Source organism: Pontibacter ummariensis (genome assembly GCF_900188175.1).
Lineage (GTDB): Bacteria > Bacteroidota > Bacteroidia > Cytophagales > Hymenobacteraceae > Pontibacter > Pontibacter ummariensis.
Genome location: NZ_FZOQ01000017.1, coordinates 23,579 through 44,416, shown reverse-complemented (window position 1 = coordinate 44,416; position 20,838 = coordinate 23,579). Strand labels below are relative to the sequence as shown.

The following is a 20,838-nucleotide window of genomic DNA, read 5'->3' as shown; positions in this document are numbered from 1 at the left end:
TCATAGGATAAAATTTCTCAGCTACCTTCACAATATATCTATCACTTATCCAGGCGCAGCATTAGTTAGATATGCCTGTTACATGTGCGCTGTTTCTGCAGGGACAAATTGTTCCTCTTCCCTGTAACTACTACAAGGGGCGGAGGGTGTCTACCGGTAGCACCTTAAAGCCCCTCCTCTTAGTCAACTATTATAATAATGTAAATATAAAATTTTAATTAAAACCATTAATGTTAAAAACACCTGTGATTTTTCACATTTACACCTCAATATGAGTGCCCTACTTTTGCTTTTAAAACATGTTGCCAGGAATGCAATTAGGCAGCAAATAACATATATGATGAAAGAAACGCCAGTTTTTGAATTAGGAGTGGTAGTAGCACACAACTGTATCCGCACTAATAACATATTGTTAAACAATGGCTACACAAACATTTAGAACTGAAAACCAGGGTTATTGGAGAGATCGGAATAAGAACGGGTTTCCTAACCACTCAAGGGTTTACTTTGTTTACGAGGCGAGTTACAACGCTAATAGTAACACAGTTCCCTTGAGTCATCTAATTTATATTGGCGAAGCCGGTGACGTAGGAGGCAGAACTGCGTCCCATGAAAAGTGTACTGACTGGTTGAAGTATGTTCAGAAAGACAACGAGCTATGCTTTTCTACAGCTTGTGTCCAGAGCCAAGATAGAATAAGAGTAGAGGCAGCGTATATTTATAAGCATAAGTCACCAGTAAATACAGAGTACAAATATGTCTTCCCCTTTGATCAAACAACAGTTATTTCTACTGGTTAAACGCATTTTTAGTAACAAACTCTACAGTCACCAAGACCTATTAACGACGTATTTCAGTGCAGGGAAAGAGCGACTTGTGACACATATTAAGTAAGAAGTCAAACTAAGTAACGGAAGTTCTATTGATTTTATCAATGCTTAAGCTTCTAATAAATAAAGTTCTATACCATACAGCACAAGTAGCAAAACAAGGTTATCAAGGTAAAAAACCACTAAACAATGAGAGTGAAGTCAATAAAAGAGGTAGTCAACAGACTACCTGTATCAGGAGATAGGGTGATAGACATTCAGAACAATACTGCTATTTATGAAAGTGGCGGAGAGCTGGAACTAAAACCCGGATCAAGACTATCAGTAGGCGATAAAGTCAAATCCGTGTACCACGAATACAATGAAGAAAAGAGAGAGTTCTTTGTTGGCGTTGATCATGCAGCTCCCGAAGATAGTGTGTGGGTTGATGGCAACTACTTCTTAGAAGTAATCAAAATAGAGCGAAAAAGGAAAATAGATATCGTTTTAGCTTAGCTAGTTAAGAACAACAGGGACAACTGTCACACAAATAACGCTGAGTTCACAAAAGAGAGGTTCAGTCAAAGTATAAGCTATGTATTTGTAAACCTTTCCTATGCTCCTTTATTAAAGCGTAAAGTTTGGGCCGCATGACAAAAGTAACAGGTGTAGAGGCCTGCTCCTTTCGTATATGACTTATGGGAAAACCTATATAAGTCATATACGAACTCCTGCTCCTGTAACCTTCGTTTGCTTAACAAACTGAACAATAAGCATTTACTATACTGAACTAAAAGTATCAAGGGCTCATGCTGCTGTATCTTGTACAGTTGAGTTGGTCGTAATGTTGCTTATGTCACCCATAAAGCATTGTTAAAGAAATATGAACGAAGAAGACAAAAAAGAATTCAAAAGAAAGCTGATGGAGCAGTACTGGGTTGAAGACAGACACCACATGCTTGCGAAAAAAAGTAAGAGAGAGGCCAAGAGCATTGTAGAGTCTTTCAATGAAAGCGAAGTTTACCAAAACGTAAACATCAGACAATACCAGGAGGATTATATCTCTGACTACCTGATGTACTTGTGGGAAATAAGCAAGCCAAGTTTCTGGGCTCATACGAAGGCGTCCTTAGACCTAGAAGAGGGTCTTTTATGGGGTGGTGACATGCCACACTTTAAGATTTTGTGTACCGTTAAAATACCCGACGATGTGTATCAGGATGTCTTAAACTTCGCTGTGAACTACAACAAAGGCTTTGAACAAGATCTTGAGGCTATCGGTTGTGTGGTGAGGGCCCAGGTCGTAAAATTTAACAGGCTGGAAGAGACACAGAAATATATAGCTTTACTGGATGGGCAAAAGCAAGAGGCTGCGCATGAGCGCATAAGGGAGATGCTGCAACGGGACTGTCCTTACACGTTTTTCTAGCATAAAACAGCATGCACTATAACCACTTCACAATCAACTATATTGAAGCTGTACAGCGAAATCTTAACATTGAGATGACAGCAGACGGCACTCATGTACTTTTGAAAGAAAACATTAATGAAGAAGCAGTAAAGAAGCTAAAGGAAGATCTCCAAAATATATGGGCTACTAGCGCCAGTGCAGTAACAGTAGTAACCTCTAAGCAGGATGCTTTCCTACAAGCCGGACTTTTTGGCCTGGTAAATGACCTTGAAGCTGCCCTTAAAGTAGGATTCCTGTTAGCTGACAGGGTGGTGCTTATGGATTACCTGTTTGAGCGGATACTCTCTAGAAAGGAATTTAAGTTTATCAACCTGGCTCACTTAGGGGCAACTGCCTTGTCTCTTGTCGCTGCGTTACCCTTAGCAAAAGCAGGCAGAGTGGTGATCGTACCCAGCCCGTTTTACTGGAACGAAGAGACTAAACAGGTCATAATGGAAGTCGCAGATAAGACAGCGCTTTCACCTGAATTAGTAAGCCTTTTAAACACCCTATCTATTACCAAAGCCTGTCACCTTCAGCCTTTCACAATAGCAGAATCACATGACACCTATAACGCAATAATTAATAGGCAAATTGATCATGTTGAGTCCATAGGTAGAAGTGGTGGTGAGGTTGCTTATAGAAGTATCCTGGGGGCTCTTTTAACTGAAAAACTGTTAAAAGAGACTGAATTTTACGTAGCCCTTGACATACCCTTATCTCAATACGTTGCGATTGTTTCCTCTAAAAAGGACTTCTATACGAAGTACCTTTCCAGGATTACTTCCGGAGGCATTCTAAATGGGGAGAACAGTGTAGAAGCTTTAGCTGCCACACTCCATAAAGACATCATTGAAATGAACAAAAGGCAAGTAACACTTTTAAACAAGATAATTGCAGTTGGTGCTGGAGTAGGTAGCGCCTCCCTTGCCCTGACTGCAGCTGTTACAGCAGAATCTGCTCCTTTAAGTGTAGTCAGTGCTGTACTTGGCTTATCCTCTACGCTTGCAAGTTTAACAAACTTAAAAGACTGTGAAGAACCAGCCATCATTAGTGTTTTTGACAGTCTATATCACTGGTAACCTTTTCATCTAAAATAACCTGACGTTGCCTCAGACCAACAAGGAATTCGTTAACAGAAGCGTTGGATCTATACCTCTAAAAACTGCTACGGCTAAGGACCTAATATAATTTAGCTACATTCCCAACATTAACACAAGTAACAATTACATTAGAGGAGTGACTTCTCTCCGCCTCTTATCGGGATTTGAGCTTTTGAGCAACCTAGATTAATTCGGGATCTGGAGTTTTACTACCCTCTTTACGACTTTCCCTTGAGGGGTAGTAAAGACAAGCAGATACAGACCATCAGCTAAACCAGATAAACTTATTTTGGCATCAGATTGATCTATGCGAATACAGTCTATTACTTGCTGTCCAACGGCATTTATGACTTGCAGGCGAAGGTCTTGTACACACTCCCCTTTTAAGTTCACTTGCACTGTGCTGTTTGTAGGATTGGGATACAGTTCAACTGCTGGTATACAAGTCTCCGGCTCCTGTACTACTGGCTCCAACCCATTAAAGTATGATTGAATGAAATTGGGAAGCCCTAAAGCCACATTGCCACTTCCGAAGTCAAACGATTTAAAGTTGACCTCACAACTATACCCAGGTTCGTTAGGCCTCTCTATAACCAGCATGGTGTGTGCCTGCGGTTCGTTTGGCTCGTTATAAACATGATAACTTGTCCCGTAGATCCTGCCGTCCGGGCCTATCTGAAGGTCGTAGTACCCTGTACCGAGTGCCGAGGAGGGGATGTTCGTGTCAGGGTTGCCTTGGATAATACTTTGACCTGAAGCGATGACCGCCTCTTCGCTATCCCTCGCCAGGTCATACTGCCGGATCACATCTTTGGCAACAGTTCTGGCAGGACTTTGGCAGCTGACGTACAGCTTTGAATTATCCGGCGAGAAAGACAGTCCGTACTGCGCCTCCAGGTAACCTAAATTGACATAGTTAGAAAGCTGGCCACTGGCAGGATTAAAATCAAAGAGGTCAAAAGGACGCTCCTGGTTTGCATCGACGGCACAAGCCAGTTTCTTTCCGTTCGGGGCGGCCTTCATCATGCCCCTGATCTCACTGTTGTCTGCTTTTCCTGCATACACTTTACTTTCATGCGTGGACCCAATGTGCTGTATGTCCGGCTCTGAGATACCATCAGCTGTAACAAGTCTTATATAGAAAGCATCACTATTCCAGGCATGGGTAAGCAGCCAATAGTCCCTGCCATTACTATGCGGTATAGCCGTCATTTTCTCCGTAATGCTCTGCTGAAGCAGGATGTTCTTTTGATCGGGCACCATGTCCCCCCTTCCACCATCCAGGCGCATGTCCACCAGCGAGTAGCGCAACTCACAGCTGTATTCAGGCTCTATTGCATCAACGATATACCCAAAATCACAATTATGCTCGTCTGCTGGGGGGCTAAAGTGTATGGAAAAGACATAGTAGCGGTGTCCATTGCCAGGTACAGGCACTATAAGCGATGGCTGGCTTATGGCCGAGGGGCAGTTTTCCTCAAACTCGTTACTTCCGGGCATCAGGCGGTGTTCCTTATTCCAGATGTTCCTGCCATTCGTGTAAAAAAGTAAGTCTCCCGTTTCTTTGTCAGATATAACGGTGGCAGCACTCTCTGTAACCAGGGCCCCATCAAGTAACGGAACAGCCGCGCCACTGCTAAAATCCAGCCCTGCCCTGTTACCAAAGTACCAGTGCATAGCCTCCTTCTGAGCCCAGGCACCTCGGCTTAGTAAAAATAGTAGAAGCAAAAGGAGCAGACTTCTCATAACGGTGCAGGCTTTCTGCAAGATAGGAAAAATGAGATATAACCCTGTGAAAGCTACCGGGTTATATCTCATTTACAGGTAAGTTTATTAACGTGTTTCAGGAAACAAGAAATTTTTAGACCGCTCCCTTATTACAGCGTTCCCATCTTTATGTATGGGAACAATATTTACATAAACACCTGACGCAGCGTCTTCATTGGTCTTTATGGTGAATGTGGCTGTGGTAGAAGGAGGGCCTGGTTCATCCCCGCTTTGGTTCCCTTTAGGTGCATCTATCACAGTGAAACCATCAGCAAACTTAATCCTAAAGTAAGCCGGAGATCCACTTTCTACCCGGATTAAATAAATGCTGTTCGCCTTTATCTGGGACTGGTCCGTCACTTCATGTCCGCTTAGATCCACCAACTTCGCACTAAAGTTCGTACTTGCCTTGGTGCCCGCCATTTGCTTTATGTCAGCACTATAAAGGCTTACGTTGTCTACCGTTACCTCTTCTCCCTCCTGTTCGTTGCAGGAGAGAAGTAACACGATCATAGGGATAAGTATTAATATGTTTCTCATGGTCTTTTAGCTTTTATTTAAACAATAACTCTTCAAAGTAACTGATCACGGGAATATGACCGAGTCTTTTTTATGGTAAGAATAGGGCATTGGTGTATAACATTCAATTCTCATATAGACATCAGGTAAAAAGTCAGCCCCTGTATAAGTCTTTATATCAAAGTTTATTTTATTATAAGCAGCATCCTTGGCTACTTCTTCTGTGGAGTAAGTGACCCAGGTAGAAGAGGATGAGAAGTAACCATAAACAAACCCATCGAAACGATAGGCATGAATAAGAGGGGTATAAGAGTAAGGAGATGTATCCAGTGCTTCTATCTGCACATTGTAAAACTGGCCTTCCTGCAAGGGCGTCCCAGCCGCAAGAACAGGGCCTAGTACACGAGGGTTAGCAGAGGTTATCTGGCGCACGCTTATACGATAGAAACCGTTGTTACTAACAGTCTGAGCATGCAGGGAACCAGCACAGATAGCAAGCAACACCATGAAGAGAGTTAATCTTTGTTTCATAACAATAGTGGTTTTAGTGAAGAATTATACACCTGTAGCGTCTTGCACCACTCGTCTTGCAGAATGATCTTTTACGCCTACAGCAAATGGCGTCTCATCTTATGGCTTAGCTAAACTCTCAGTAGCGGACACATGAATTTGCATAAAACACGCACTAATTACACTTTTAAACTCCACGAATAATCACAGTGACTTTCCCCATGCAAAACACTGGTAGCCAGCATAATTGTTGCTGTTGAAACTACTTTAGTGCACCGCGATAAGCTTTAAAGGGAGAGCCCTTTCCTCGGCTGTTGGAAGTGAGCGTGCCGGCAAGTTGGTGCAACCCACTGTAGATAGGTTTTGACAGGTAGTAGCTAAAAAGGTTTGCGCAAGGGTGCAGTTGCCATTACTTAAAAGGTCTTGTTAGCATCAGTAAAGACAACTATAATGAAGTTCAGGACATCCTGTTCAGATAAGGACACCATCAGGGTGGGAGTAACCTGAAAGCGCTCTTTACATTTAAAGCTGAAACGGCACAGTCCGTTTCCTAAAATTATATATCTTGTTTGTGCTTTTGAATGCATCACAAACAACTACCCTTACATGGTAAACGCCCCCTTAGTAAACAAGCTCGAACTGCATTACTTCTTCTCCGACTCCTCCCATTCCATGGATGCTTTCGTTCGGAATAAGTGCGAGTCGGAGCTATTAGCTATCATCCGGGAGATCTCTTCTATTACAGGCATCGAGATCAGGATAGAGACGGAAGCGTATGCAGAAGGAGGCCTGCGAGAGCGGTTTAAGCTCCTCGCGAAAAACCAATTTGTCTTAACGACGCTGTTAGCCATTATCACCAGTGTAGCTACTACTGTGCCCAGTGGATATTTACTACATAAGCTTACTACTGACCCTGAAGTAGAGGAGCTGGAAAAGCAGAAGCTCCGTAACGAAGTAGAGCAGGGAAGACTGGAGCAACAGAAAATAAAGACCGAGATAGAACGCAACGAGCTGGAAAACCACAGGCTCCGTTTGGACATGAGGCAGCATGAACGGGAATTGAACGAGGCAAGCCGGGTAAGCCCTGTCATAAACGTGACTCAAGTCGTAACGCACATCAACGATACCAGCTATAAGGTTCTGAAGCATAGGTCCAGCTTTTACAAGGCCCTCAACAGCTACCCGAAAGTTACCCAAGTCTCTTTTACTAGGCTGACATCTGACAACCAGGAAGCAGGAGCGCCTGTAAGCGTAGTGTACCAGGATTTCAGCCAGTTTATAGTATCAACAGATGAGTTACCCCCAATAAGAGATGAGCAGGCAGTGGTAGAGATCATCTCCCCTGTTCTAAAACCAGGCAATTACAAGTGGAAAGGAATATACCTGAAAACCGGACACTCTATCGATTTCTACATGAAAGATCAAGACTTTAAAGAAGACGTGGTGAAAGCCCGGATACCATTTCGCAATGGAAGCCGCATTGCTTGTGTGCTAGACATTTCAAGAAAACTATCAGAAACTGGTGAAGCGGTTAACACTACCTATGCTGTGTCTATTGTAACAGCAACGTTTGAGGGTGGAACGATGATAGAGACAAGCCAGGGAAGAAATTACAGGACCTCTAAGAATCAGCTGAAACTAACGTTTGAGTAGGAACTGTTTAGTTGTAGTGGTCCTACAGATTCGCTGCACTAATAGACCTGCCAAAAGTCTTAAACAGTCTAAACTATGAAGCAACCAAATGCCATTCATTTCAAAAATAAACTCTCTGAAGCCTTTATCACAAGGCCAAGCGCTCTAATCAAATCTTTCAGCTTGTTGGAGCGCAGGGAAACGGCTTTACTTGCCAATTTTAGTTCAAGGATAAGCGGTGTCGGACTGGGTCAGTCTGGAAACGGAGATTACTATATTAGGCTTTTGACAGTTTCTGCACTTGACCGGAACGACGTGATGCAAATCAGTCAATCCATAGGAGTAAAACCCAATGATATAAGCATTGAGGAAACAGGGCCTATTCATTTCTTCAACGCTCCAATCCGAACCAGAGCAAGGCCTGCCCCGCCCGGAGCCTCTATCGGGCACTACCTGATTACTGCCGGGACATTCGGCTGCTTGGTACAAGACAACAACGGCAATGTATTTATCTTGAGCAACAACCATGTAATGGCAAATGAGAATGATGCCCATGTTGGTGATCCTATCCTACAACCAGGCTCAACTGATGGAGGAAGTGCTCAGCATGATATCGTTGCCTGGTTAAAATCTTTCGTCCCTTTCGACTTTAGTGGACTAAATCAGGTTGATGCAGCCATTGCCGCTCCTGCCAGTTCAAAGGCTGTCACTAACATTATTCCTCATATAGGTCAAATAAGAGGAATAACAGCTCCCCGCAATGGCATGAGAGTTGTTAAATTTGGCCGGACTACCGGCTTAACTTATGGAGAAATAGTTTCGCGCGACACGGATATTAAAGTTGGATTCGGTAACGGGGTTATAAATTTTGAAAACCAGTTTGAAATCTCCTCGAGAGATAGTACATTCTCTGCTCCAGGAGATTCGGGTTCATTAATTGTTGAAGAGAAAACTAATAAAGCTGTAGGACTCCTTTTTGCGGGTTCGGATAGTGCTACTTTTGCAAATCCAATTTCAAACGTTTTGCAGGCTTTTGACGTTGATATAATATAGACAGTTCTAGTTTTGTGAGTATGGATGCAGTTGAAGTTAAACGTTCCCTCTTTAATCAATTCAAAGATTATAAGGATTTCGTAGGAGTCGGGATAAAGGAGAGGAATGGGAAAGAGTATGTAGTTGTAAAGCTGTTGCATCCAGATGCTCCTTTTAAAACAAGTATACCTTCTACAGTTGGAGATATTGATGTGAGGATTGAGGTATCAGGAAATATTTTGGCTTATTAAGCCTGCTTCTTTGAAACCTGCTTAGACGGATCACAACAACATAATAAATCCCCCGTTCGCCTCCTCGGCCCCCTTCGAAGGCACTGAGACATAGGTTTTCTTAAACAGCAAAAGTCCGGCCTTCTAAAGGCTGGCCTTTTGCTGTTTAAGCACTTTTTTACACTTATATTATCCTTATTTATACATTAAAATTCATATCTACTCAGGAGCAGTGACTACCAAGCACTCATGCAATGTAAAATAATATTTAATTTATGCAACTTTGTTACTTTGTTAGACTATATAAAAAAGATGCTTCTTGCCAGATCAATATATAAAAAGCATCTTGTATAAGAGCTTTTTAGCCTTAAACTTCTAAAAAGGCAGGCAGTAGTGAAGGGTAAGTTTCACCTAAATGAAATAGCTATCCTTTACTCTACTATTCATAAACTTAAATGATGTATAATGGCTCAACAATTAGGCTATGGTAGGAAACATCTATATCTGTTATCATGAATGGGCATTTGAATATGAATGCATAGAAGGGGTGGTCCTCAACACCTGTCCTCCACCGAACGCGGTGTACTATTATCCTTCTAGAAATCCCATTTATCTGGAAAAGAATAACTACATCAAGATTGGTGAATGCGATACAGCCATTACGTTGATCGGGCCACACAGTTTTGTAAGAAATGTAAAACCGTACATTATCATGAGAAAAGATGAAGCACTCTCTTATTACAGGTATTAGTTCTTTTGCTTTGATGCTATGGGCCAGCTCATGCAATACCCTGAACCCATTTAGCCAGGAAAAGCTAACAAGCTACCACAAGAAAATAAAAGATGTACATGCACAAGAAACACTCGATGATGCTAAGAAGTACGTAGAAATTACCAGCACATATGCTAAACCAATTCAAGCAGCTTCTGAGAAAGAGCCTGCAAAGAACGTGTTTGATTTGCATCCAGAGGGACAGGAAAAGCTTCTGGAGGTCCTTGGAAAGGAATACAAAGGAAAGCCTGAAGACTTCCTGAAAAAAATTGCAGTTCCTATCGTGTACTCTCCGTCCTCAACAGTTGAAGGGATAAAAGACAAGTCAGAAGTACAGGTCAAACTGCTCCTGGACATTTCGGACAATAAAAACAATGATATAACAGCCAACAGGATAAGCGAGATAAAGGTGCGAATGAAACTGGTCAATGATAACTTTCAATTCGTTAAGTTTAATAACATTCAAACTAAGTATGACATCGTTGATTTTGGCAAAATAACCAATGAAAATGCTCGTAACTTTAGCTTAAACGCCGGGGCGAACGTTTCTTTTGGCACAACAGGAACCTCCTATAATGATAGTGGCCTCTCCACGGGTGGGTCTACTTCGACTACTACTCCAACAGTAGGAGGATCCTACTCATTATCAAACAAAACAAATGAGGAGGTAACACTAAGTAAAAGGATACTGTCACAAACTGGCGCTCTCACTAACAGATTTGGCTTCATTTATCTACAGGGTTCGCCTACAAACAATTTGGAGGGCCCTCTGAACATCGAACTTACTGTCAAAGCAAAGGAGAATGTCGAGCACGAATTTGCCAAGGTGTCTCCGCTTTTTAAGGGAACTCAGCCAGTAGATCCTAAGCTTGTCAATACTGAGTTCGTTTTTCATGCCATTCCAGTATTGGGTAAAGATTCGGTTCTGAGCGTAGAGGTGTTATACGACTACGTTTATAGAGAGGTCAAGCGGAATAGCCAGACTGTCACAGAATCCGATGACGTGATATTTTACAACATTGGAAAACCAAACAAGGGAACTTACCACACTTTGATCCGTCAAGCAGACTTGCCCAATAAAGGGTACACTATCGTGGACACTGACAGCAACAAGTACCTTAAGATTGAAGACAGACCGGCAAAAGGGAGACAAAGCCAGATTGTGAAGAGGCTTCTTTTTGAGACAAGGGAGGAGGCAGCCCTTTTTCTACGATGGTTTAACCTACTAAGGCCGGATAGCATTCACAATAAGAGATTGATGTTGGGAAATGGCTTTCTCGGCTCCGCAAGCAGTAACGTTTCTTTAAGGATATCCGAAGAAATACTAGCTTATTAACAAATGCTCTTTTAAACAGAACAAGTGCTAATAAGAAATGTCCACATTTCCTAAACAGGAACATCTGAAAGCACTACATCCTCCTTGATCATGCTGGCAACGTTGATGGTCGGCAGCATAAGTTGGTTAAAAGGCGTTTTCTCTGTCTTGGCGTGTAACACGCCGCGTGCCGTGCCAACAGTTAGCATCGCAAGATGAGCAGCGAAGCCCTTCGGCAGTGTTATAACACCTGTTTCATTACTTTTTAACTCTCCCCAACTTGAAGGGTCTACTTCAAACTGGCATCCCACCTCTATAATAAGAATGGGCTTCTCCTCCTGGTCAAATTCAAACTTGGAGAAGTTTGCTATAACGCGGTGCGCTTGATCAACGCCGAAACGTAAAGATGCTTTGATGCCTATTTCCTTCCCCTCAGCAACAGCTTCAGCAACAGTGGCAAACTGCTCTGTCGTGATCTGCCGTAAGGTGAACCCCAAAGGTTGATTTTTATTCTCCATTAAGCAGCCTCCTTGTAGTTATTGTTTTCTTCCGGCTCATAGATGACAGTACTTACCGGGTAAGCTTTTCTTTCTTCCCGGGAAACTGTCACCGCTTTTTCCTTTAGGGTACCAGTGATTAAATACTGCTTTAGCATGTTCCCAATAACTTCGCTCTGTGAAGTCTTAAAATTTAAAATCAGGTTTACTTTACTTGATTTAATTTCTAAATCAAATTGCTGTTTTGGTACATAAATCGTTGGTGACACCCTTTCCTTAGGTGTCTCAAAAAGGATAATCCCCAGTGCCTTTTCAAGTTTGGAAATAGTCTCAAGGGTCAGGTTCTCTTTCCCCTTTACTATTTTGCTGATCTGCTGATCCGAGACATCCAGTAGTTTGGCTAATTCATTTTGCTTCATCTTCTTTTCCCTCAGCGTACGTAAAACCTTCAAAGCAATGGCCTGGGATTTTTTCAGCCACTCTTTATTATCCTTCCGCCACTTAGCATCCTCCATCCATTTAGAGGGTTCCTTGGAAGTAATCTTGTTGAGTTTTTCCCTAATATTATCAGTTGCCATTTCTAGAAATCCAGTTCTAAGCGTTCAAAGTCACTTTCATCAATCAGCCCTTCTTCTTTCAAGAAGTACCTGACCCTGTCTAATTTCATTAATTCTTTCCGGGTATGAGCTCTTTCACCCATTTGGAGCGTAAGCTTTATAGCTCCTCCTGTGATAACAAAGAGATTAGGAGCTATCCGAATGGCATAAATGCGTAGCCAACTTTTTCTCCTGCCTCCGTATGCTTTACTTCTCTGAAGGGAAGTGGTTTTATAGTCATTATTGTCAAGGGACCTGAAGATAGCTTCCAGGTTATCCGATCCATCAAACTGCCTGTTTTCAGCCAGTTCATAAAGTTTGTCTTCCAATGCCTGTGCTTCCTCCAGCGTGACCTCTACGGCCTCGCTGACTGTCATATTCCCGTAAAACCCACTCTCCAGGTCTAGTCGGTTCTCCTCAAAAAAGCGCTCCAGGTATTCTACGTCTCCCCATAAGCTGAAAGCTTTTCTGAACTCGTCTACGTTTTCCTCAGTCTCGTCACCTTCTTCATCGAACAGTACAGCAAAAATACTAGGTTTTGGGTCAGCAAATATAGGGACTAATTCCATTAATTCAACTTATAGGTTGACTCTAACTTATACTCAACTACAAACAAATTGTTTTAGTTCGGTAAGGAGCTATAACATGCCAGAAATGTTGACTCTTGGGCCACTTTCCTCAACCTGAAAACTGGAGAAAGGGACGTGTGTTAACTTCCTTATATTTTGGCTATTGCAATAAATTTACAACCTACCTCAAAGGCACGCCTTCTAACGACACCAACATTCAGACTCTTTGATAAGATCTTAAACGACTTGATAAAGATGTTACTTTCTAAAGGATAAATATATCCTCTGTTGTTCTATACTACATCATGTCGGTTATTTTAACTAACTTCACATATATATTATATAAGCAATACTTATAGAAGGCATATGGGCCTGACAAGCTCAAAAGGCTGTTACTGCCAAATACTAACTCTAGCTTATCTTGTAGGCAACAAACTGAGTGACAACAGAATAAAACAACACACGCCATGTCATCTTAGAAACGATAAACACAACACTACTTTTTATACGGAGAGAAAGCCGTTTTTTAACAGGACAAGAGATTGCTTACCAACCAATAGCCCTGAACAAGCACTTAGCTTGTTACATGCCCCTCCATCATCTACAACAAGTTCCTATGGAAACAATAAACTCCCTGCTTTACCAGGTAGGTGCCATTTTGAAAGGGTATGCCGTTTTAAAGCAAAATAGCCAAGACCACTTCAACATCTTTAAGATCTTACAAATGCAGAGTGATGAGGTTCGCCTACACTCTACTTTACTGGCAGAACTACTTAACCCAAGAGGTAGCCACTGCAAAGGAGAAGCATTTCTGGAAAAGTTTATCGCAACTGTCACCCCTTCTCAGTGTAAGGAGTTCAACTGCCGGCATACCAGAGTAACAGCAGAAAAGTTCATTGGCCCCATAAGCCCTGACCAAACCCAAGGGGGGCGGATAGATATATACATGGAAGATAATGTGGGGCAGGTTATCTTGATCGAGAACAAGATTTATGCTGGTGATCAGCCAAAACAACTTCTGCGGTACCACAACCACATTAATGAAAAGCCGGGAACGATTCTATACCTGACTCTAAAAGGAGATGATGCCAGTGGAGACAGCAAGGGCCACCTTGTGGAGGGGAAGCACTACAGCAGGATATCGTACAAGCGAGATATACTACGCTGGTTGGACGAATGCCACCAAGTATCCTCAGACGCACCAGTACTGAGAGAGACCATTAAACAATACAGCGATTTGGTGAAACATTATACCGGGCAAACTACAGACAAGAAACTACACATGGATATCAGAGAAACGTTACTGCTCAGCCCCCAGAACCTGACGAGCGCATACTACATTGCCTCTAACTTTAAGCATGCTAAACACGCCCTTTTAAAAGAGTTCTGGAGCGAGGTGGCGGAGAAGTTGAGAAAAGAACTGGGGGAGGCGTATGATGTGTACTTTAAGGAAAACATGGATAAGAATTATCCTGCTTTGTTTGTAAACGAGAGGAGTTACTTCACTCAGTGGCAGGTCCAATTCGTTCTGGAGCCACTAAACGGCAAGAGCAGCTGGATGCGCAACTGCCTATACTATGGCATCTGGTGTAATCATCAAAAAGCAGAAGTGCAACAAGTGCACACAAAGCTTCTGAAGCTCTTCAACCAGAAAACCAAGAATCCTAAATGGTGGCTACAGTTAAACAGGATCGGTGATCTAGACTTTGGCAATATCAGTACTCTGAAGCTTGTTTTACCTGGAACGCAAGAAAGAGAGGAACTGCAGGAGCAGATCATCAAAACCTTCCAGGCATATATTCTGGAGAATGCAGCCCTTATGAAGAAACTGGTGGAGATACTTAAGCCCGTGGAAAATGTGGCTCAGGCAAGTACGGGAGCAACATACTAGCCTAAAAACAAGACAACAATTTTCCCTTTTGATACCAGCAACATGCTTGATATCCCAATACCTAACATCACAGCTAAAGTAAGCACAAGCACATCCCCAACACAGGCAGATATGGCCATCGTATCTGTTGATATGCTTGGCACAGCTGGGGATTTAAATCACTATGTGTTATCGGAATATGGTTACAACACAGCGTCTTTAAAAAACCTATCCCTAGGGAAAGGATATGCATTACTCCATGAGACTGGCCTAAAGCCGATCTTACTGGTTGTTACTATTGCCTCAGGAGATACGCTTGCTGACTTAAGCAAGAATCTTAAGAACGCAGTCATTAACAGCCTCTCGATTCTACGCAGTAAAAAAGTCTGGCTCCCCCTGATGGGTACAGGAAGTGGTGGTTTGAAATTGGAAGAGAGTTACAATGCCACTACGCAAGTTCTAAACAGCATATCTAATAAGTTACTGGGGAAAGATATTGAGTTTGTACTTTCTATACCTCCCTCTAATGAAGGAAAATCACTGTACGACAAGCTCAACAAAAGGAAGATATATGAAAAACTTATTGGAGACGAAGGACTAAACGAAATATTAAGGGTCAGGCAGTTAATCAAGCGGTCAAACCGTAGATTCTTTTTGGCTAATCCATATAGTTCTAGAGAAGCGAAGATCAACCGACTCTTGCAAGAAAGAGTAAGGAAAGCAGAGACAGAGTTAATAAATGTTAATCAGATTGAGAAAGTTAGAGAATTAGACATAATCTTCTTGATTTCTAATGACAACACAAGTACTGTAAATACTACCCGTATAGAGGCAGTAGGGCTGGTCGCGGAAAAGTTAGAAAGTGAGCCTTCCTTAAAAATTGAGTGGAAGATACGAAAACTGAAGCTAGAACTAACAGACCTAAAAAGTTCTAACAGTGTTTTAACCTCTTTGAGCACGGATGAGGCAGTAAGGGTTTTCTCTCGTATTGACCTGAAGCTGTGGGAGCATCTTTTAACACCTCCTTCCCCATCACGCATAGCTGGACTGATCAGCGACACTGACTCCGGAGAAGATCACATGGATATTTCCAAGGACGTCATGGCTTTTGCGAGAGTAATGGCTGCTAAAAGTTTTCAACCTCCACTAGCAGTTGCTCTACTGGGTAAATGGGGATCTGGCAAAAGCTTTTTCATGCGGAAGCTCAAAGATCAGATCAGCCTGCTTTCTGCACATCATAATCATAAAACGTATTGCGAAGGCGTTGCCCATATACATTTCAATGCATGGTCTTACACAGACGCAAACCTGTGGGCAAGCCTAGTCTCCAAAATATTTGAAGGATTGAATGAATATATTTCTGAAAACACGAACTCTGACAAAGAAAAGAACGAGGTAGAGAGGAAACTGAATCACGAACTGACGATCGCCAAAGAAGAGATCGCGGCTCTGGAAAATCAGAAGAACTCAATCACCGAGCAGATAACTAGCTTAAGCAATAGAAAAGAGCAGCTAAGAAATGAATTAAAGACCAACATTAGGCAGATCAGAAACAGTAGTGTCTGGAATGCCATTAGGAAGGTGGACGAGCAATACAATGCAGAAGACGCCATCAAGGCTTCTTTGGAACACAATGAAAGTTATATCAAGTCCATCGAACAGGTAGAACAGATAGTCCCAAAAAGCTATTGGAAGAACCCATCAAAAGCATATGCCGAGATGAGGTCGAAGCGCACATTTATTCGAGAGTTCTTTAGAGCTGAAAGTCTTATCAATAATCTGCTATGGTTATTATTAATCATGGGTTTAATCATATCTGCACCTATATTAATAACATTTTTAGTAAATTGCCTCTTTGATTATGACTTTTCTTTATCACCTACAAGCCTAGCTTTACTTGCTACTGCAGGTGCCTTTATAAAACAAGCAGAGCTTACATATCAAAGACTTCACCCTGTTGTTGCATCTTTTTGGCAAGTTAAAGAAGTTTATGAGAGAACAAGGAACGAAGCCATTACTAAGTTTGAGCAAGAAGAAAAAGCTATAAAACTTAGAATTGAAAGGGATAAAGCCGAACTGACAGTCATTAATCAACAGCTACAACAGGCTAACACTTTAAAAGCCGATCTGGAGTTTAAAATCAACAACGCACTCGCTACTGAAGCCCTCTATTCCTTCATAGAAAAGAGATGCAACAGTGAGGACTATAAAAAGCACCTCGGTATCGTTTCCACCATACGAAAAGACTTCGAGATACTGAACGGTCTGTTCTCAGATCATGCAGACGAGGCAGAAAAGAACCAAGAGGCAGAAGACTTTAGAAAAAAGTTCAAAAAGCCATTAGAACGCATCATTCTTTATATAGATGACCTGGACCGATGCCAAGAAGAAAACGTGGTACAGGTGTTGGAAGCCGTCAATCTTCTTATGGCGTATCCTTTGTTTGTTGTTGTGGTGGGCGTTGACCCTCGTTGGGTAAAGAATGCTTTACTAAAGAAATACTGTCTTCAGTTCACAGGAAACTTGAATGAAGAAACCTTTAAAGGATTAGAAGTGATTGAGTCAGCTGATTATCTTGAGAAGATATTCCAAATACCTTTTCACTTGAAGGATGGTTCAGACCAAAGCGTAAAAAACATGCTGAAGAAGCTTGCTCAAGCTACGCCTAATGTCACCACATTCCCTGAAACTTCCCCAGAGGATTCTTTAAGCCCGGCAAACCTATCGCCAACACCCACTAGAGAACCAGAGATTGATACTGACGAAAAGGAAGGGCCTGTTGCGGCACAAGTCAAGATAGTTCCTATCAAGGATGAGCGGCCGGAAGCGCTTGTAATAACGGATAAGGAGATAGAACTCATGCAGGACCTTTCAGGTATCATCGGGAACAACCCGAGAGCTATCAAGCGCTTTGTTAACATCTTTCGTATCATCAAGGCACACGAAGACTTTACTTATGATTTTAACAATGAGGAAAGGGAGACTTTGGTCATCTTCTTTTTACTGGCTCTCCCAATTGGAAAGTACAGGCTGCTCTCTCAACCTTTCGAGCAGTTCATTAATCAAGAAGAGAACCGAGATAAGACTCTGTATGCATTTTGTGACCACCAAAATAAGGTGGTAGGCTTAAATGATTTGAAACAAGAACTTCATGTGTTCCTTTCGGATAAACAGAGTTTCAATGCACTTCAACAGGCTCCAATCAGCTCCTTTAATCAGCATAACCTGTTCATAAAAAGATTCACGTTCCATAGTTTATAAATAACATCCTTCCGTTTCTATGATTGGACAAAAGTATCGGGTTTCGAGAGAGGACAGGAGGTAGACTGTCCCTTCTGTCTGCTTTTAAACTGTCTCGATTTTAGGGACACTTACAAGGTTCCAAGCACTCTAAATAAAAGTGGTTGAAACCTAAAAGTTTAATAACTAGGCAAGCGCCGGGGTTACTACTTCTTCCTGCCCTAATGCGACGCCGTAAATACCATAAAGAAAGCTATCAATTTCATTCTTATCCTCTATTTCAAGTAAAATTTTTCTTTGATACTCATCAAGCTGACATACCCCAAACTTTTTGATATGATTCTTCGCTAAAGCAAAGTAGTTATGAGCATAAGGCTTGCTCATATTAGAAAGGTAGTACCAGAAAATATTACTAGATAATATCTTCTTTAATAATTTTAACTCTTCCACATCATTTGATACTACCGCATAACCATTATAGAAGAGCAAGTCTTGGTTCTCAGTAAGAACAAAATAAGGTTTATCTGATATGTACGGGAACAATAGCTTTGCTCCTCTTAGTGCTAGCGCTTGGTTTCTACCAAAAGCGAACCAGGCTCCATAGTCCCCTTTGCCGTTATCTCTGTTTGATAGTCTTTCTCTGTTGCTGGCCAAGTAATTATAGGCATCAGGAAAGGTAGCCCTAAAGTATCTTTCAGAGAACAGCTCTAGCGTATACTCTTGCACTTGGTCCTTTTCCAGCGTAAGCCCATGCTGTAGATATCTCCGGTATGGAAAAATGACCTGCTCCTCTAAGAATAATAGGTCTGACTCATCTTTAATGATACTTGGTTTGATACCAGTCACACAAATACCTCTTTCAATAGGAAAACGTTCTCCAAGTCTATTTTCTAAAATAAAATGTGTTTCTGTTTCTCCTTTGGGGCGAAAGACAAAAACATCGTTTGCTAAGGTTGCAAAACCATTTCTTATCAGGTACTCGCCTAATGGCTTTCCGGTACTTTCAATTATATTGATGTTTGCCAATATTTGGCGCTGGAGAAGGTTCCAGCCGTCTATGGCATGTAAAGAAGTATAGGCTATTTTATAAAAATCTTGGTCATTTAGAGCTGGTAAACTTTTACTGCTTCGCTTTATGTAGTGTAGATTCACAGATTTTCTTCTTTGTAAGAAGCAAATACAGGTATAGGTTGTTCTTTTGTGAAAGAGTTGTTCACCTCCAAAATCTATAAGGTAAAACAGAGGGCTTTCGTTTACAAAATACTGCCTAAGCATCCTCCCATTAATGCTCTTGATAAAAGAGTTGACAGTTATATAACCAAGAACCCCATTTAGAGCAAGTGCCTCATACCCTATCTGAAAAAAAGCTATGTATAAATCTGTGTTACCACTTTTTGTTACAGACCAATTTGTTAAAAGTGCTCTGCTTTCTTCATCTACCTTTTTTACTGTTACATAGGGTGGGTTGCCAACAATAACGTCAAAACCACCATTTTGCTTTATTGAAGGAAACTGCTCTTTCCAATTAAAACTAAGAGAGTTCCCAACTTCAAGATTAAATTCAAACTCCTCAACATCCTCTCCTTCAGAGATAGCAAGTAACGTAAGTAAAATTTTAGTTCTTTCAATACTGTAAGAAGTAATATCTACCCCAAATAGATTATTTCTGAATATATCACTATATGTGAAAGATGTAAATCTTCTTAAAATTATGGCAGAATCAAACAAAAAGCCCCCACATCCACATGCAATATCAGCCAATCTTACGGACTCTAAAGCAACTTTCGATAATGAGAGGGAACTCTTTATGATATACTCTCTAATATAATTAGGAGTGTAAACTGCTCCATTAACGATTTTATCTGCAGGGGAAATTACAAATTCAAAAATTTCAATAAGATCCTCTAGAGACAAAGCACCTCTATTACTTTGAACAAATTCAATTAGCTTAGTTAGCACTACATATTCCTCATCAACTGGTTTTATTAAATATTTGAAAAGAAATTTGTTATTCTGGATAGTTAAGCTATTTAATTCTAAAAACAGAGAGACTAAAAGTCTGTTAACTGTAAAAGTTTGAACAGAATATTCAGTTAATAATTTGAAAATACCTTTGTTAATCATTAACAAATTTTATAAATATTGAGGACATACTGTATTACTCTGCCAAGAACAACTATTAGGATTAAAACTGGCACTCCAATGATTAGCTAGTGCATATGCATAAGGACGCCACAAATGTTTTTGTGCTTCTACAACGGGACTTGTATATGTAGGCATTTTACACAAACCTTCCCTTTTTCTACCAAAGAAATTTGATAAGACAAAGTCGACCCCTAAGATTGCATCTAATGGGAAATGCATGATTCTAGGAGTACCTAAAACAAGATGTGATCCATATTCAAAGTTACCGCTTGGCAAATGCAAATTTCTACCACCATACTGAAAATGGTACAAAGGGTGCATTTCATTCGTATTAATACTATTACCAAGGTCTCTATCTAAGTGCCAACTAGAAACCATCTTTTTCTTGTTCGCATCTTTTCCACTTGTAATAATATTAAACTCCAAATACGACAAAGGGTCTGTAACTACAGCATCTTCTGTATAATTACCAATAACAACTGCATTTATAGCAATGGTATCTACACTTGAATCACTTGGCTTAATTTCCCTTGGTTGGTTTGCTTGTCCCATTGTAAACATCACTGTGTTCAAAGTATACCCCCATGAATTCGCATAATCGATGTTTACCCCTTTTACACTTGGAACTGGGCCCTTTAAACATTGATTAGATGCTTCTTCATATGGTTTTTTATCTCTAATTACTCCTTTCTTATAAAGCTCTTCACCAAACTTTCTTAACCTTTCTGATATCTCACGCTTATATTGTGCTCTAAAAGCCTTACTCATTACTTTCAGTATAT

17 protein-coding genes are annotated in these 20,838 nt (G+C 41.2%); 9 read left to right on the top strand and 8 right to left on the bottom strand.

Annotated features, from left to right (window positions below; translation table 11 throughout):
- The first annotated feature begins 1,019 nt into the window (after window positions 1-1,019).
- The 3 genes from CHB92_RS17235 to CHB92_RS17225 all read left to right on the top strand — a co-directional run bounded on the left by CHB92_RS17235 (window position 1,020) and on the right by CHB92_RS17225 (window position 3,341).
- Complete coding sequence (locus tag CHB92_RS17235; protein WP_089320486.1) at window positions 1,020-1,325, top strand: hypothetical protein; 306 nt, start codon at window positions 1,020-1,022, stop codon at window positions 1,323-1,325.
- A 367-nt stretch (window positions 1,326-1,692) separates the two neighbouring features.
- Window positions 1,693-2,238, top strand: coding sequence for a hypothetical protein (locus tag CHB92_RS17230; RefSeq protein ID WP_089320485.1), 546 nt, complete (start codon window positions 1,693-1,695; stop codon window positions 2,236-2,238).
- Window positions 2,239-2,249: 11 nt separating this feature from the next.
- Entirely contained in the window at window positions 2,250-3,341 is a 1,092-nt protein-coding gene (locus CHB92_RS17225) for a hypothetical protein (RefSeq protein ID WP_089320484.1), read from the top strand.
- A 207-nt stretch (window positions 3,342-3,548) separates the two neighbouring features.
- Here the strand turns inward: CHB92_RS17225 and CHB92_RS17220 are convergent, their stop codons facing one another.
- The 3 genes from CHB92_RS17220 to CHB92_RS17210 form a co-directional block, all read right to left on the bottom strand.
- Window positions 3,549-5,039: a T9SS type A sorting domain-containing protein gene (locus tag CHB92_RS17220; RefSeq protein WP_179223088.1), complete on the bottom strand. Its 1,491-nt coding sequence runs from the start codon at window positions 5,037-5,039 to the stop codon at window positions 3,549-3,551.
- A 156-nt stretch (window positions 5,040-5,195) separates the two neighbouring features.
- Entirely contained in the window at window positions 5,196-5,669 is a 474-nt protein-coding gene (locus CHB92_RS17215) for a hypothetical protein (protein ID WP_144266337.1), read from the bottom strand.
- Window positions 5,670-5,714: 45 nt separating this feature from the next.
- The gene (locus CHB92_RS17210) at window positions 5,715-6,179 is read right to left on the bottom strand and encodes a hypothetical protein (protein WP_144266336.1); all 465 of its coding nucleotides are present in this window, start codon (window positions 6,177-6,179) and stop codon (window positions 5,715-5,717) included.
- A 585-nt stretch (window positions 6,180-6,764) separates the two neighbouring features.
- Here CHB92_RS17210 and CHB92_RS17205 point away from each other — a divergent pair.
- The 4 genes from CHB92_RS17205 to CHB92_RS17190 all read left to right on the top strand — a co-directional run bounded on the left by CHB92_RS17205 (window position 6,765) and on the right by CHB92_RS17190 (window position 11,160).
- On the top strand, window positions 6,765-7,811 hold the full coding sequence (locus CHB92_RS17205; RefSeq protein ID WP_089320480.1) for a hypothetical protein: 1,047 nt from the start codon (window positions 6,765-6,767) through the stop codon (window positions 7,809-7,811).
- 75 nt (window positions 7,812-7,886) lie between these two features.
- On the top strand, window positions 7,887-8,843 hold the full coding sequence (locus tag CHB92_RS17200) for a Nal1-like putative serine protease (RefSeq protein ID WP_089320479.1): 957 nt from the start codon (window positions 7,887-7,889) through the stop codon (window positions 8,841-8,843).
- 20 nt (window positions 8,844-8,863) lie between these two features.
- Window positions 8,864-9,073: a hypothetical protein gene (locus tag CHB92_RS17195; protein WP_089320478.1), complete on the top strand. Its 210-nt coding sequence runs from the start codon at window positions 8,864-8,866 to the stop codon at window positions 9,071-9,073.
- A gap of 701 nt (window positions 9,074-9,774) precedes the next feature.
- Window positions 9,775-11,160: a hypothetical protein gene (locus tag CHB92_RS17190; protein WP_089320477.1), complete on the top strand. Its 1,386-nt coding sequence runs from the start codon at window positions 9,775-9,777 to the stop codon at window positions 11,158-11,160.
- 50 nt (window positions 11,161-11,210) lie between these two features.
- On the opposite strand, the gene CHB92_RS17185 is transcribed toward CHB92_RS17190, so the two are convergent.
- The 3 genes from CHB92_RS17185 to CHB92_RS17175 are packed head-to-tail and all read right to left on the bottom strand — an operon-like array spanning window position 11,211 to window position 12,801.
- Entirely contained in the window at window positions 11,211-11,657 is a 447-nt protein-coding gene (locus tag CHB92_RS17185) for a hypothetical protein (RefSeq protein WP_089320476.1), read from the bottom strand.
- On the bottom strand, window positions 11,657-12,214 hold the full coding sequence (locus CHB92_RS17180) for a helix-turn-helix transcriptional regulator (RefSeq protein WP_089320475.1): 558 nt from the start codon (window positions 12,212-12,214) through the stop codon (window positions 11,657-11,659). The genes CHB92_RS17185 and CHB92_RS17180 overlap by 1 nt, the downstream gene beginning before the upstream one ends.
- Window positions 12,215-12,216: 2 nt before the next feature.
- On the bottom strand, window positions 12,217-12,801 hold the full coding sequence (locus CHB92_RS17175; protein ID WP_089320474.1) for a hypothetical protein: 585 nt from the start codon (window positions 12,799-12,801) through the stop codon (window positions 12,217-12,219).
- Window positions 12,802-13,417: 616 nt separating this feature from the next.
- Here CHB92_RS17175 and CHB92_RS17170 point away from each other — a divergent pair.
- Together CHB92_RS17170 and CHB92_RS17165 are read left to right on the top strand one after the other, a co-directional pair.
- Window positions 13,418-14,692, top strand: coding sequence for a PDDEXK-like family protein (locus CHB92_RS17170; RefSeq protein WP_179223087.1), 1,275 nt, complete (start codon window positions 13,418-13,420; stop codon window positions 14,690-14,692).
- 42 nt (window positions 14,693-14,734) lie between these two features.
- Window positions 14,735-17,932 (top strand): P-loop NTPase fold protein, encoded by a 3,198-nt coding sequence (locus CHB92_RS17165; RefSeq protein ID WP_089320472.1) that lies wholly within the window; start codon window positions 14,735-14,737, stop codon window positions 17,930-17,932.
- Between the two features lie 165 nt (window positions 17,933-18,097).
- Here CHB92_RS17165 and CHB92_RS17160 read toward each other — a convergent pair whose 3' ends face one another.
- Both CHB92_RS17160 and CHB92_RS17155 read right to left on the bottom strand, forming a co-directional pair.
- Complete coding sequence (locus CHB92_RS17160; protein WP_089320471.1) at window positions 18,098-20,035, bottom strand: Eco57I restriction-modification methylase domain-containing protein; 1,938 nt, start codon at window positions 20,033-20,035, stop codon at window positions 18,098-18,100.
- Between the two features lie 9 nt (window positions 20,036-20,044).
- On the bottom strand, window positions 20,045-20,824 hold the full coding sequence (locus tag CHB92_RS17155; protein WP_089320470.1) for a hypothetical protein: 780 nt from the start codon (window positions 20,822-20,824) through the stop codon (window positions 20,045-20,047).
- Window positions 20,825-20,838 lie beyond the last annotated feature (14 nt).